This is a genomic window from Mesorhizobium sp. M1406 (assembly GCF_040317555.1).
GTDB lineage: Bacteria > Pseudomonadota > Alphaproteobacteria > Rhizobiales > Rhizobiaceae > Mesorhizobium.
The window spans coordinates 19,725-32,756 of the sequence record NZ_JAMYKW010000029.1; the positions used below are offsets into that span (position 1 = coordinate 19,725).

Here is a 13,032-nt window from a genome sequence, read left to right on the forward strand (position 1 = left end):
GACGGGGAGCGAACTATGCGTGAAGGACCCGACATAGCCCGCATCGCCAGTCTGGTCGGCGATCCAGCACGGGCGAACATGCTGAATGCGCTGATGGGTGGCACGGCGCTGACGGCGAGCGAACTGGCGCTCGAGGCCGGTGTGTCACTGCCGACCGCCAGCTCGCATCTGGGCAAGCTGATGGAAGGCGGGCTGCTCATGGTGATGAGCCAAGGTCGGCATCGCTATTACGGTCTCGCCGGACCGCAGGTGGCGGGCATGATCGAAGCCATCACCGGCGTCGCGGAAGCCGTTGGCCCAAAGCGCGTGCGACCGGGTCCCCGCGACGGAGCGATGCGGGTGGCGCGCGTCTGCTACGATCACCTCGCCGGCGAGCAGGCGGTGGCGATGCTCGATCGCCTTGTCGCAAAAAACGTCCTGGTCCGCGACGACAAGGAAATCAGGCTCGGGCCGGCGGCCGCATCGCATTTCGCCGCTATCGGCATCGATGTCTACACCAAGCCGCGCCGGCCGGTATGCCGCGCCTGCCTCGACTGGAGCGTCCGGCGCTCGCACCTCGCCGGCACGCTGGGCGCCGCCATCCTCGACAAGATCCTTTTGGAAAAATGGGCGCGCCGCGAAAAGGACAGCCGCGCGGTCATTTTCTCGCCCTCGGGCAAACAGGCTTTCGAGAAGGTGTTTCTAGCCTGAGCGGGCGAAGTCCTAGCCCCGCTTCAGCACCTTGCCCAGCTTGAAGAAATCCGCCCACGGGTCGGCTTGCGCCAGCTGCCTCATCGTCGTCTTGTCGCCGACCGGGAAAGCGTTCGGCGCCAGCCCGGCCTCGATCTCGGCCCAGGTCACCGGCATCGACACGGTGGCGCCCCTCTTGGCGCGTGACGAATAAGGCGCGACCGTCGTCGAGCCCCTGCCGTTGCGCAGATAGTCGACGAAGATCTTTCCCGTGCGCGCCTTCTTCGACAGCGTCGCCGTGTAGCGGTCGGGGGCACCCTGTTCGAGCGCGCGGGCAAAATCATGGGCGAACGGTTTAACCGCCTCCCAATCCGCCGACGGCTTCAGCGGCACCAGCACATGGTAGCCCTTGCCGCCGGATGTCTTGACGAAATTCGGCAGCGACAGCTCATCGAGCTTGCCTCTGATATCGAGTGCCGCCTCGCGCACCGCCTTCACGTCGACGCCTTCATCGGGATCGAGATCGAAGATGATCTGGTCCGGCTGCTCCAGTCTGTCGACGGTGCAGCCCCAGATGTGGATCTCGACCACGCCGTACTGGACCAGCGCCGCAACGCCGTCGAAATCCCGGATGAACAGTATCTCCTCGCCGTCGGTCGGGTCCTTCATGCGGGCGATCTTGTCGCTCATGCCGGCCGAGGCGTGCTTCTGGAAGAAGCGCTGGCCGCCAATGCCGTCCGGCGCTCGCACCAGGCTGAGCGGCCGGTTGACGATGAATTGCTCCATGCGCGGCCATACCTGCGCGTAGTGGTCGAGCAGCCCTTGCTTGGATATTTTTTCGTCCGGCCACAGCAGCTTGTCGGGATGCGAGAGTTTGACCGTGGTGGTCATCGACCCGGCGGGTTTGGCGGCACTGCCGGCCGGCGGCTTGGCCTTGGCTGGGCCTTTGCCCGTCGCCGCCTTCGGCTTTTCCTGCACGACTTCCTCCGCCGGCTTGTCCTCGCGCAATCCCTGGAACGAGGCGTGGCGTATTATACGGTCGGACGTCCAGCTGCGAAACTCCACTTCGCCGACAAGTTCCGGCTTCACCCAGACCAGTCCCTTGCCCTTCGGCACGGCTGCGGCGAAGGGCGATGATTTTGCCGTCAGCGCATCGAGCTTTGCCTTCAAGTCGGTGGCGCCCTTGCCGGAGAAGCCGGTGCCTACACGTCCGGCATAATGCAGTTTGCCACCCTCGTGGAAGCCGACGAGGATCGAGCGCAACCCCCGCCCGGTCTTGTCCGACGGTAGATAACCGCCGATGACGAATTCCTGCCGCGCCGTGCATTTCGACTTCACCCAGGTGGGGCCGCGCCCGCTGCGATACGGCGCATCGGCGCGCTTGGAGACGACGCCTTCCAGCCCCATGCGGCAGACATGCTCCAGCATGATCTTGCCGGGTTCGGCGAAATGGTCGCTGAAACGCACCGCCGGATTCTCGGACTGCTTGCCGAGCAGCTCCTGCAGGGCCTGCTTGCGCTCGACCAGAGGTGCCCGGCGCAAATCCTCGCCATCGAGGCGCATCATGTCGAAGACATAGTAGAGGAAGCGGTCCGTCCGCTTCGCTGAGAGATCGGCCTGCAGCAGCGCGAAGGAAGACACGCCGTTATCGGCCAGCACGACGACCTCGCCATCGATGATGGCGTCGCTGCATTTCAGCCCGGCGAGTTCCGCGACGATCTCCCCGCCGAACTTCTCTGTCCAGTCGAGACCGGTGCGGGTCAGCAGCCGCACCTCCGTGCCGGCGATTTGCGCCTGCATGCGATAACCGTCGAACTTCACCTCGTGCAGCCAGTCCTTGCCCGGCGGTGCTTCCCGCTCCAGCGTGGCGAGCTGCGGCTCGATAAAATCGAGTTTCGTGCTCCCGGCCTTCGCCTTGCCGGCGGCCGGCTTGTTGGAATGCCAGACCTTTGGCTTCTGGCCTTTGGCGGTCTTGCCTTCGCCGACCTCTTCGATCGTCAGGCCCGACTTCACCGATTCCGGCGCTTCCGTCAGAATGTCCTCGCCGGGACGCGCGGCGGCATCGTCCGACTTGATCAGCAGCCAGTTGTCGCGCCTTTCACCCGCGCGCGGCTTCAGCCGCACCAGATGCCAAAGGCCGTGCAGTTTGTGCCCCTTGAGCTCGAAGCTGATATGGCCCTTCTTCATCGCCTTGGCCGGATCGATCTCGGGTGTCCAGGTGCCTTCGTCCCAGACGATCACCGAACCACCGCCATATTCGCCCTTGGGGATTGTGCCTTCGAACGGCGCATAGTCGATCGGATGATCCTCGACATGCACGGCGAGCCGCTTCTCATGCGGGTCGAGGCTCGGGCCGCGCGTCACCGCCCAACTCCACAGCACGCCGTCATGCTCGAGGCGCAAATCGTAGTGCAGCCGCGTCGCGGCGTGCTTGTGGATGACGAAGATGCCGCCGGCCTTGGCTTTGGTGTCGCGAGAAACCTTGCCGGCCGGCTCGGCGGTCTTCCTGAAATCGCGCTTGGAATGATACTGTTCGAGGCTGGCCATCGCTTCGTGTCCTCAGGCCGATTTGCGCTTGGGCGCACCGGCTTTCGGCTTGGCGCGTTTGGCCTTCGCCGAAGCTTTCGTTGAGTCGCCATCCGACGACAGGCTCTTCTTCAGCGCGTCGAACAGATTGACGACATTGGAGGGTTTGGGCGCCGCCTTGGCGTTGGGCGCCTTTCTGCCCGCCTTCTTGGCGCGGACCAGCTCGAGCAGCGCGTTCTCGTATTCGTCCTCGAATTCCGCTGGATCGAACTTCTCCTTCTTCTTGTCGATGATCTGCTCAGCCAGATCGGTCATCTCCGGATCGGTCTTCACCGCCTTGATGTCGCCGAACACCGCGTCGGGCTCGCGCACCGTGGTGTCGTAACGCAGCGTCGTCAGCACCATGCCCGTGTCGAGCGGTTCGATCACCACGGGGCGCTCGCGTTGATAGAGCACGATGCGCGCCAGCCCGGCCATCTTCTTGCCCGCCATGGCGTCGCGGATGACGGCGAACGCCTCTTCCGACACCTTGTCGGCCGGCGCGACATAGTAGGGCGTGTCGAGATAGATCTGCTGGATCGAGGCTTTATCGACGAACCCGTCGAGAGCCAGCGTATGCGATGCTTCGATCCGCACAGCCTCGATCTCGTCCTCCTCGATCTGAAGGAATTCGCCGTCGTCGACCTCATAGCCCTTGATCTCGTCGCCGTCACCGAGCGGCTTGCCGGTTTCGGCATCGACATAGATGCGCTTCACCGTGTTGCCGGTCTTGCGGTTCAGCACCCGAAACGAGACCTTCTCGGCGTGGCTGACGGCATTGGTCAGCTCGACGGCGCAGGTGACCAGCGACAGCTTCAGATAGCCCTTCCAGGCCGGACGCGGCGCCATGACTTTTCCCTTCCACGACCCGATGAGGGTGAGAACGGACAGAGCCCGCTCCAGTTCCGCCATCGCGCGACGAATGGATGTCCAGGTCGGTTTGCGGCGCCGAGGCGCCAAGCACGGAAATTTCACGGGCGCGGCAAAAGTTGAAACAGAACCGCGCGCGGGCGACATTCAAACGAAACATATGTGATGCAAAAGTCACATTGGCCGGAATGCCGACCAACTGCACGGAAAGACCCCGAATCAGCCGCATTCCAGCCACGAAGCAAGGCATTTTTGACCAGATATTAACATCACGTTCACCGACTATTCACGCCTCGACGCTATGATGACCGCAATTCGGAAGGGACATCCGAAAATCGGGACAGGGACCAGGTAAATGAACTTCCTCGCGCACCTCATCGGCTATGCCGCCGCCATCCGCGAATTCGTCGCGCCGACCTATCGGCCCGAGCGCTATTACATGCGCGGCCCCGGCCCGGCCTGCGCCCGTCGCGGCAACTCGCTGGGCGCGCACTGATCATGGCTTTCGAAAATCGCCACGACAGCCGGATTTGCAGGCCCGCCACCTCTACCCGCGCCACCACCTATCGCGCCGAGCGTCCCGCTGTCGTCGACGGGCGACATGCGACATCGCCACGGCTTTTGGTGCCATTGCTGGCTGGCTTAGTATCATAGGACAGCCGAGGCCGGCGTGACCGACCGTCCCACGTCGGATCGTCCCTCCGAAATATCCAGCGACGCACGCCATCCTCATCGTTTTCGATGGCGTCTGCGTTCTGTGCTCCGGTCGTGGGCATGGTGTTCAGTTTCCCATCCGCTCATCGGATTGATCGTGCGCTATCGCGGCTGGCTCGTGCCGTCCGACCCGCATGGTTCCAGCACGATGGAGGCGCCAGTCGCCCTGCCCAGTTCACGGCAGCCCTGAACCGTGCACAGCGTCCAGCCGTCGCCGGTGGCACCCGAGGCAGCGAGCACGACGCGCCGCTGCGGACCGACATCAGGCGTATAAATCCACCAGCCGTCTTTCAGCACCGCGCCTTCCGGAGGTTCCATGCCGGCGCCAGAACCTTCGATCCGCGCCTCGACCACCTGCAGGCCGGAAGGCGTCAGCTTCCAGTCCTCCTGCCAGCGCGTCCGTTCCACCGAATGGGTCCAGGACAGCGTGAAGGCGGCAACCGAGAGCGTCACCGTCTTGCCGGCGGCCAGGATGCACAGGCTCATGCGGAGATCGACGCCTGCCGCGCCCGCCAGCAATGCCAGCCGATCCAGGCAAGCGACAGCGCCCAGCCGGCCTCGTCGGTGAGCGGTACCGCGGCGACCAGCAGCACGCCGGCGGCGAAGGCCAGCAGGCGCTCCCACCATGCCATGCGCCTGACGAGGAAGCCGACGGCGGCGGCACCCCACAGCATTATGCCCATGCACGCCTTGGCGACGATGTAGGCGACCTCGACCGGATAGCCGAACTGGGCGGCGATCGGCCCGGCGTCCTGCAGCATCAGCGCCGGCGTGTAGACCGCCATGAACGGCACGACGAAGCCGGCAATGGCAAGCTTGGTCGCCTGGATGCCGATCTTGAGGCCGCTTTCCTTGGCCATCGGTGCCGCGGCAAACGCGGCCAGCGCCACCGGCGGCGTCAGGTCGGCCATGATGCCGAAATAGAAGACGAACATGTGGCTGACCAGCAGCGGCACGCCAAGCGACAAAAGCGCCGGCCCGGCCAGCGACGAGGTGATGATGTAGTTGGGAATGGTCGGGATGCCCATGCCGAGCACCAGGCAAGTGACCATGGTCAGCACCAGCGACAGGAAAAGATTGTCCTCGCCAATCGAGATGATCCAGCCGATGAAGGTCGAGGCGATGCCGGTCAGCGTCAGCGTGCCGATGACGATGCCGACGATGGCGCAGGCGATGCCGACCGGCAGTGCGTTCTTGGCGCCTTCGGCGAGCGAATCGACGCAGATCCGCAGCGTTTCGCGGCCGCCCCTAGAGGTGAAGCAGGCGACGACCAGCGCGGCGATGACGAGGCCGAGGAGGTTGACGCCGAATTTCATGAACGAAGCCGCCGCAAGCCCGAGGGCCAACCAGAACACGATGCGGAAGGCGAGCGGCCCGATCGCCGCGGCCAGCGGCGTGCCGAGGATGAGCACGATGGTCAGCGCCAGGCCCATCGTGCCGGCGAAGATCGGCGTATAGCCGGCGAACAAAAGATAGATGAGGGCTGCGAGCGGCAGCACCAGCGGCCAGTGTTGTTTCACCGCGTCCCACGGGTTGGGCAGGTCCGCCTTCGCCATGCCGTGCAGGCCGGCCTTGCCGGCTTCCAGATGCACCTGCCAGAAGCAGGCGCCGAAATAGAGCAACGCCGGGATGATCGCCGCCTTGACCACTTCGGCATAGGGCACGTTCAGCGTTTCGGCCATGATGAAGGCGACCGCGCCCATCACCGGTGGCATGATCTGGCCGCCCATCGAGGAGGTCGCCTCGACGGCGCCGGCGAAAGCCGAGCGGAAGCCGAAGCGCTTCATCAGCGGGATGGTGAACTGGCCGCTGGCCACCACGTTGGCGACGCCCGATCCGGAAATGGTGCCCATCAGCGCCGACGACAGCACGCAGACCTGCGCCGGGCCGCCGCGCCATGTGCCGACAAGACCTAGCGCGAAATCGTTGAACAATGCGATCATGCCGGCGCGTTCGAGAAAGGCGGCGAAGACGACGAAGATGAAGATGTAGGCGGCCGAAACATAGATCGGCGTGCCGTAGATGCCTTCGGTGCCATAGGCGAAGGTGTCGACGAGCTGGGCGAAATCATAGCCACGATGGGTCAGTGGCGGCGGCAGATGATTGCCGACGAAGCAGTAGGCGAGGAAGATGAAGGCGATGACCGCCAGCGGTAGCCCCATCAGCCGCCTCGCGGCCTCGAAGACCAGCACCACCAGCACGGCGCCGACGATAAGGTCCGGCGTGGTCAGGAAGCCGGAGCGGCGGATGAGGTCGATATAGAACACCCAATTGTACAGGCCGGTGCCAAAGCCGAGCGCGCCGAGCGTCCAGAACGCGGCCTTCGCCGGCACGCTGGTGGCGCGCAGATTGGCGATCAGGCCGAAGCCGAGCAGCAGCAGGAAGCCGACATGCATGGCCCGCACCACCTGGCTCGGAATGCTGCCATAGGCGGCGACGTAGATCTGGAACACGGAAAAGGCGACGGCGATGAGAAAGGCGGCCTTACCGGCGAGCCCCTCGCCGAAGCCCGGCGGCAGGCCTTCGACCTGCTCTTCGGCGAGCGCAAGCACGGTCGGGGTTTTCGGATGAACGTCAGTCATTGGCGGGCTCCTGGCGGTGCTTTCCCTCCCCTCGAGGGGAGGGTGCAGAGCGAAGCGAGGCGGGTGGGTCATTGCGGCAGTGCGCGGCCTGGACCGACCCCACCCGTCCACCCGCCTCGGCGGCTGTCCACCCTCCCCTCGAGGGTCCCTCGTGGGGAGAGAAAGGCGCTTACTTCAGCAGCCCCTTCTCCTTGTAATACCGCTCAGCCCCCGGATGCAGCGGCACCGGCATGCCGTCGAGCGCCTTGGCCGGGTCGATCGCCTTGGCGGCCGCATGCGCCGCGGCAAGCTGGTCGAGATGCTCGAACAGGAGCTTGGTCATCTGATAGGCGGTTTCGTCGGAGACATCGGCGCGGGTGATGAGGAAATTGCCGACGGCGGCGGTGGCGACATCCTCGCTCTGGCCCTCATAGGTGCCCTTGGGAATGACCACCGAAAGATAGGGCGCACCGATCTTGGCGACGTCCTGCTCTGGCACCGCAACGACATTGATCGGCACGGAGGTGGCGAGGTCGCGGATCGAGGCGACGCCGAGCCCGGCCGATTGCAGCGTGGCGTCGAGCTGGCGGTTCTTGATTAGCTCGACCGATTCGGCGAAGGGCAGATATTCGACGCGGCCGAGATCCTCATATTTCAGCCCGGCGGCGGCGAAGATGGCGCGCGCGTTGAGCTCGGTGCCGGAGGCTGGCGCGCCGACCGACAGGCTCTTGCCCTTGAGATCGGCCAGCGTCTTGATGCCGGATTCCTTGCTGGCGACGATCTGGATGTAGTTGGGATAGATGGCGGCGATGCCGCGCAGTTTGTCGAGCTTGCCTGGATATCCGGCCTCGGTGTTGCCTTCAGCGGCCAGCTTGACGGAATCGCCGAGCGCAAAGGCGATCTCGCCCTTGCCCTGCTGCAGCAGATTGAGATTTTCGACCGAAGCCTTGGTCGCCTGCACCTGGGTGTGCGCGCCTTCGATGCCCTTGCCGTAGATTTCAGACAATGCGACGCCGAGCGGATAATAGACACCGGACGTGCCGCCGGTCAGCACGTTGATGAATTCCTGTGCTCTGGCTGAGGCAGCGCCAAGGCCAAGCGAGAGCGCCACGGCGCCGGCCGCAACGAATTTCGTTCTGAAATGGAACATCGGATCTCCTCCCTGAAATATCGACGACCGCACCGCCTCCCAGGTGCGAACCGGAGCGAGTTTAGACAGCGAGCCGCAAATGCCAACCCGCAATTGTGCTCGTTGGACGAACGGTTGAGGGATTGGGAAACAGATGGCGGCTTGCACAAAAAGCCAACGCAGCCGAAAGTTTTTTGAGCTGCCTGTCGAAATCGCGCGCTGCCGCGCGACATACGTCCGGCTCGCAACGAAGCGGCCTTCGAAACAACGGGAGAAGACCATGCGATACATGATTTTGATCAATAACGACGAAGCCGCATTGGCGAACACGCCGATCGAGAAGGCCCAGCAGATGAGCGCGGCCTATGGCGCCTATACCGAAGCGTTGAAGAAATCCGGTGCGTGGCTGGCTGGCGAAAGGCTGCGCCCGACCCAGGCAACCACCTCGGTGCGGATCGCTGACGGCAAGACCAACGTGATTGACGGCCCCTATGCCGACACCAAGGAGCAGCTTGCCGGCTTCTACATGATCGAGGCGGCCGACATCGATACAGCCATCGAATGGGCGGCACGCTGTCCGGCGGCCAGCACCGGCACGGTCGAGTTGCGGCCGATCTGGGAAATGGCCGACTACATGCCCAAGAAATGACGAGGTGATGGACAGTCGCCCGGAGATCGCCTGGGCGGCGGCGGAAACCGCCGCCCGGCAAAGCTACGGCAAGCTTGTCGCTTGGCTCGCGGCGCGCACGCGCGACGTGGCCGCCGCCGAGGACGCGCTGGCTGATGCCTTTGCCGCGGCGCTCGAACGCTGGCCACGAACCGGCGTGCCTGAAAAGCCGGAGGCCTGGCTGCTGGCGGTGGCAAGGCGGCGCCGCGTCGATGCGGTGCGGCGGCGGCTGACCAGCCACGCCGGCCGCGAGCATCTCAAGCTGATTGCCGAGGAGATGGAGGCGCGCATGACCGACGAAGACCTTCCCGACGAACGGCTGCGGCTGATGTTCGCTTGCGCCCATCCGGCCATCGAGCCCGGCATTCGCTCGCCGCTGATCCTGCAGACCGTGCTCGGATTCGACGCGGCAACGATCGCCTCCGCCTTCCTGGTGTCGCCGGCAACGATGGGCCAGCGTCTGGTGCGCGCTAAGAACCGCATCCGTGAAACCGGCATTCCGTTCCGCGTGCCGGAGCGGACCGAACTCGGCGAAAGGCTGGATGCGGTGCTGGAAGCGATCTACGCCGCCTTCGCAGAAGGCTGGTCCGATCCCGCGGGCACCGAAACGCGGCGCCGCAATCTGGCCAGCGAAGGCATCTGGCTCGGCCGCCTGATGGCTTCGCTGATGCCGGAAGAGCCCGAGGCGCTGGGCCTGCTGTCGCTGATGCTGTTCGCCGAGGCGCGGCGCGCGGCACGGCGCGATGCGGCCGGAGATTATGTGCCGCTGGCCGAGCAGGATCATACGCTGTGGGATGGCGCTTTGGTCGACGAAGCGGAATCCCTGCTCCGCCGCGCCGCCACCATGGGCGTCATCGGCCGCTACCAGCTTGAGGCGGCGGTTCAGTCCGCACATGCGGCACGACGGCTGACCGGCCGCACCGACTGGGTGGCGGTACGCGAGCTCTACGACGCGCTGCTCTCGATCGCGGGATCACCGGTGGTGGCGATCAACCGCGCGGTGGCGATCGCCGAGGCCGAGGGTGCCGTGGCTGGACTGGCGGCCCTCTACGTGCTGGGCGACGACAAGCGGCTAGATGAGTATCAGCCCTATTGGGCAGCCCGCGCCGGTCTCCTGGCCAGGCTCGGCCAGGCACCGCGGGCGTGCGAAGCCTATGACAGGGCGATCGGCCTGGAGCGCGACCCAGCGGTGCGCCGGTTCCTGCAGGGCAAAAGGGCAGCGCTCAAAAGTTGAGCCTCGCTAACGGCCGTCAGTTCAGCCTGGCCACATCTCATGCGATGTGTTGAGCGTCTTCATCAGGGGATGCTCGCGCAGCTTCGACCACAGACGCTCCATATCGGGCCAGGCCGCCCGCGCCCTTTCGGCGTCGGGATGCCAGGCCACCAGCATGGCGAGGTAGATGTCCGCGAGCGACATTCGGTCGCCGACCAGCCAGTCACGGCCTTCGAGAGAGGCATCGAGGACGGCGAAGCCGCGGTCCATCTCGGCGACGGCTGCCTGCTTGACCGCGTTGGTGCCTTCGGCATCGGTCGTGTAACGATGCGCGTAGTAAAGCCGTAGGATCGCCGGATAGAGCACTGATGACATGAAGGCCATCCAGCGGAGGAAGTCGGCGCGGGCAGGCGCGTCGGCCGCCGGCGCCAGGCTGGCATTGGGATGACGCTCGGCAAGCAGGATGCAGATCGCCGCCGATTCGGTCATCGAGCTTCCGCCCGGCAACGTCAGCACCGGCACTTGGTTCAAGGGGCTGATGTCGAGGAAGGCCGGATCGGGCCGGTCCGTCTTCGGCACGTCGATCTGCTCGAACGGCGCGTTCGCCAGCGCCAGCGCCGCCTCGACGACGAAGCCGCCGCTGCCCGGACGAGTGTAGAGCTTGTACATGAAATCCTCCCGGGCCGCGAAAGGCGGACCGGTGGGATATGAACCGGAAGCAGGGTGCTGCTCAAGCCGGTGGCTGGCGCCACGAGGGACTTTTTTCAGCGGGCCAGCCTAGTCGCGAAGAAGCGTAGGACTACGAGCCCAGCCCCTCGAACAGGATGGTCGACAGATAACGCTCGGCGAAGGACGGGATGACCACGACCAGGTTCTTGCCCTTGTTTTCCGGCCGCGAGCCAACGACGATGGCCGCCTGCAAGGCGGCGCCCGACGAGATGCCGACCGGTACGCCTTCGAGTCGGGCGACGAGGCGGGCATTTGCGACCGAATCCTCGTTCGACACCGTGACGATCTCGTCATAGATCGTCGTGTCGAGGATTTTGGGCGCAAAGCCGGCGCCGATGCCCTGGATCTTGTGGGGGCCGGGCTGGCCACCCGACAGAACCGGTGAGGAGTCCGGCTCGACCGCGACGACATGCACCGAGGGCTTGCGCTTCTTCAGCACCTGGCCGACGCCGGTGATGGTGCCGCCGGTACCGATGCCGGCGACGAAGATATCGACCTCGCCATGCGTGTCGTTCCAGATTTCCTCGGCCGTCGTCGTGCGATGGATTTCCGGATTGGCGGGGTTCTCGAACTGCTGCGGGATGATCGCGTTGGGGATCGTCGCGGCCAGTTCATCGGCCTTGGCGATGGCGCCCTTCATGCCTTTCGGGCCCTCGGTCAGCACCAGCTCGGCGCCAAGCAGCGCCAGCATTTTCCGGCGCTCGATCGACATCGTTTCCGGCATCGTCAGGATCAGTTTGTAGCCCTTGGCGGCGGCGGCGAAGGCAAGCGCTATGCCGGTGTTGCCCGACGTCGGTTCGATCAGCGTGGTTTTGCCGGGAGAAATCTTGCCGGCTGCCTCCAGCGCCTCGATCATCGCCACGCCGATGCGGTCCTTGACCGAGGAGATCGGATTGAAGAATTCGAGCTTGCCGATCAGATTGGCGACGATGCCCTTTTCCCGAGCGAACTTGTCGAGCCGCACCAGGGGCGTGTCGCCGATCGTATCGGTGATGGAATCGTAGACACGGCCGCGACCGGGTACACGGGCAGAGGTGACGGGCTTGTTCATTGGTTTCGCTCCCAGAATTTCAGGCAAGTGGAGAATTTCAGGCAAATGGAATTCAAGCCGGCAAGATAGGGCCTTCGGCCGCGCAAGATAGACTGTCGGCTGAAAATATCCGAGTGGGACCTGTGTCGAAAACGTCGCGCCCCCGGAAAAGCATTTCGCGAAAAGGCCTGTTTACGAAATACTTTGGCCGAAAAGCCCCCTATTGCCGGGCGGCAATCGCCGCGGCGGCGCCGACCATGAAGCCGGCGGCGGTGCGGTTCAGCGCCTTGAGCGCGCGCGGCGACTTCAGGAACCAACGCGCCTTGGCCGCCAGCGCCAGATACGGCACCAGCACCACCAGAAGCACGACGACCGTCAGCGCGACGAGAATGCCGTAATCGATCAGTGTGATGGTCTTCAGGTCGACGATGGTCGGCGTGATCGCGAGGTAGAAGATCATCGTCTTCGGATTGCCGAGCGTGACGGTCAGGCCCGCAAGGAAGCTCGACAGCAGCCCGCCCTTGCCCTTCTTCGCCTCGACCGTCTCGAGCGTGATGCCGCTGTTCCAGAAGCGCCAGCCGAGGAAGGCGAGGTAAGCGACACCGAGCCATTTGATGGCGAGAAAAACCATGCCGAAGGTCTGCGCCACGAAGGCGAGACCGAGCACCACGGCGGTCAGATAGGTGAGATCGCCAGCCATCAGGCCAAAGGACATCGCCAGGGATGAGCGGAAGCCGGAGCCGAGCGCACGCGCGACGAGCGCGGTGACGCCGGGACCAGGAATGGCGGCGGTGATGCCGAGGGCGGCACTGTAGGCGAGGAATCCGGTGAGGGTCATGGTTGCGGCCTTGCGCGCGACGCTGTTATCGCAGCCTCCTATCGCAC

12 protein-coding genes are annotated in these 13,032 nt (G+C 64.7%); 4 read left to right on the plus strand and 8 right to left on the minus strand.

What is annotated here, in order from left to right:
• Nucleotides 1–15 precede the first annotated feature (15 nt).
• Nucleotides 16–690: an ArsR/SmtB family transcription factor gene (locus NKH03_RS21910; RefSeq protein WP_352970496.1), complete on the plus strand. Its 675-nt coding sequence runs from the start codon at nucleotides 16–18 to the stop codon at nucleotides 688–690.
• A gap of 12 nt (nucleotides 691–702) precedes the next feature.
• Here the strand turns inward: NKH03_RS21910 and ligD are convergent, their stop codons facing one another.
• On the minus strand, nucleotides 703–3,216 hold the full coding sequence (gene ligD, locus NKH03_RS21915) for a DNA ligase D (RefSeq protein WP_352970498.1): 2,514 nt from the start codon (nucleotides 3,214–3,216) through the stop codon (nucleotides 703–705).
• Between the two features lie 12 nt (nucleotides 3,217–3,228).
• Complete coding sequence (ku, locus tag NKH03_RS21920; protein WP_352970500.1) at nucleotides 3,229–4,083, minus strand: non-homologous end joining protein Ku; 855 nt, start codon at nucleotides 4,081–4,083, stop codon at nucleotides 3,229–3,231.
• A 376-nt stretch (nucleotides 4,084–4,459) separates the two neighbouring features.
• On the opposite strand from ku, the gene NKH03_RS21925 reads away from it, so the two are divergent.
• On the plus strand, nucleotides 4,460–4,600 hold the full coding sequence (locus NKH03_RS21925) for a hypothetical protein (protein ID WP_013528645.1): 141 nt from the start codon (nucleotides 4,460–4,462) through the stop codon (nucleotides 4,598–4,600).
• A gap of 320 nt (nucleotides 4,601–4,920) precedes the next feature.
• Here NKH03_RS21925 and NKH03_RS21930 read toward each other — a convergent pair whose 3' ends face one another.
• The 3 genes from NKH03_RS21930 to NKH03_RS21940 form a co-directional block, all read right to left on the minus strand.
• Entirely contained in the window at nucleotides 4,921–5,304 is a 384-nt protein-coding gene (locus NKH03_RS21930; protein ID WP_352872389.1) for a DUF1850 domain-containing protein, read from the minus strand.
• Complete coding sequence (locus NKH03_RS21935; protein WP_352970501.1) at nucleotides 5,301–7,400, minus strand: TRAP transporter permease; 2,100 nt, start codon at nucleotides 7,398–7,400, stop codon at nucleotides 5,301–5,303. Before NKH03_RS21935 ends, NKH03_RS21930 begins: the two co-directional genes overlap by 4 nt.
• 169 nt (nucleotides 7,401–7,569) lie before the next feature.
• Nucleotides 7,570–8,529, minus strand: coding sequence for a TAXI family TRAP transporter solute-binding subunit (locus tag NKH03_RS21940; protein WP_352970503.1), 960 nt, complete (start codon nucleotides 8,527–8,529; stop codon nucleotides 7,570–7,572).
• A gap of 259 nt (nucleotides 8,530–8,788) precedes the next feature.
• On the opposite strand from NKH03_RS21940, the gene NKH03_RS21945 reads away from it, so the two are divergent.
• Both NKH03_RS21945 and NKH03_RS21950 read left to right on the plus strand, forming a co-directional pair.
• On the plus strand, nucleotides 8,789–9,157 hold the full coding sequence (locus NKH03_RS21945; protein ID WP_352872385.1) for a YciI family protein: 369 nt from the start codon (nucleotides 8,789–8,791) through the stop codon (nucleotides 9,155–9,157).
• A 7-nt stretch (nucleotides 9,158–9,164) separates the two neighbouring features.
• Nucleotides 9,165–10,409, plus strand: a complete 1,245-nt coding sequence (locus tag NKH03_RS21950) for an RNA polymerase sigma factor (protein ID WP_352970505.1) — start codon at nucleotides 9,165–9,167, stop codon at nucleotides 10,407–10,409.
• A 21-nt stretch (nucleotides 10,410–10,430) separates the two neighbouring features.
• On the opposite strand, the gene NKH03_RS21955 is transcribed toward NKH03_RS21950, so the two are convergent.
• The 3 genes from NKH03_RS21955 to NKH03_RS21965 form a co-directional block, all read right to left on the minus strand.
• A complete protein-coding gene (locus NKH03_RS21955) occupies nucleotides 10,431–11,057 on the minus strand; it encodes a glutathione S-transferase family protein (RefSeq protein WP_352970507.1) in 627 nt (208 codons plus the stop codon).
• A 130-nt stretch (nucleotides 11,058–11,187) separates the two neighbouring features.
• Nucleotides 11,188–12,168 carry a cysteine synthase A gene (cysK, locus tag NKH03_RS21960; protein ID WP_352970508.1) on the minus strand — a complete coding sequence of 327 codons (981 nt, stop codon included), beginning with the start codon at nucleotides 12,166–12,168 and terminating at the stop codon, nucleotides 11,188–11,190.
• A gap of 199 nt (nucleotides 12,169–12,367) precedes the next feature.
• Complete coding sequence (locus tag NKH03_RS21965) at nucleotides 12,368–12,985, minus strand: LysE family translocator (RefSeq protein WP_352970510.1); 618 nt, start codon at nucleotides 12,983–12,985, stop codon at nucleotides 12,368–12,370.
• Between the last annotated feature and the right edge of the window lie 47 nt (nucleotides 12,986–13,032).

Coding starts and splice junctions, on each gene's coding strand:
- NKH03_RS21910 (WP_352970496.1), top strand. CDS start 16: ATGCGTGAAGGACCCGACATAGCCCGCATCGCCAGTCTGGTCGGCGAT.
- ligD (WP_352970498.1), bottom strand. CDS start 3,216: ATGGCCAGCCTCGAACAGTATCATTCCAAGCGCGATTTCAGGAAGACC.
- ku (WP_352970500.1), bottom strand. CDS start 4,083: ATGGCGCCGCGTCCGGCCTGGAAGGGCTATCTGAAGCTGTCGCTGGTC.
- NKH03_RS21925 (WP_013528645.1), top strand. CDS start 4,460: ATGAACTTCCTCGCGCACCTCATCGGCTATGCCGCCGCCATCCGCGAA.
- NKH03_RS21930 (WP_352872389.1), bottom strand. CDS start 5,304: ATGAGCCTGTGCATCCTGGCCGCCGGCAAGACGGTGACGCTCTCGGTT.
- NKH03_RS21935 (WP_352970501.1), bottom strand. CDS start 7,400: ATGACTGACGTTCATCCGAAAACCCCGACCGTGCTTGCGCTCGCCGAA.
- NKH03_RS21940 (WP_352970503.1), bottom strand. CDS start 8,529: ATGTTCCATTTCAGAACGAAATTCGTTGCGGCCGGCGCCGTGGCGCTC.
- NKH03_RS21945 (WP_352872385.1), top strand. CDS start 8,789: ATGCGATACATGATTTTGATCAATAACGACGAAGCCGCATTGGCGAAC.
- NKH03_RS21950 (WP_352970505.1), top strand. CDS start 9,165: ATGGACAGTCGCCCGGAGATCGCCTGGGCGGCGGCGGAAACCGCCGCC.
- NKH03_RS21955 (WP_352970507.1), bottom strand. CDS start 11,057: ATGTACAAGCTCTACACTCGTCCGGGCAGCGGCGGCTTCGTCGTCGAG.
- cysK (WP_352970508.1), bottom strand. CDS start 12,168: ATGAACAAGCCCGTCACCTCTGCCCGTGTACCCGGTCGCGGCCGTGTC.
- NKH03_RS21965 (WP_352970510.1), bottom strand. CDS start 12,985: ATGACCCTCACCGGATTCCTCGCCTACAGTGCCGCCCTCGGCATCACC.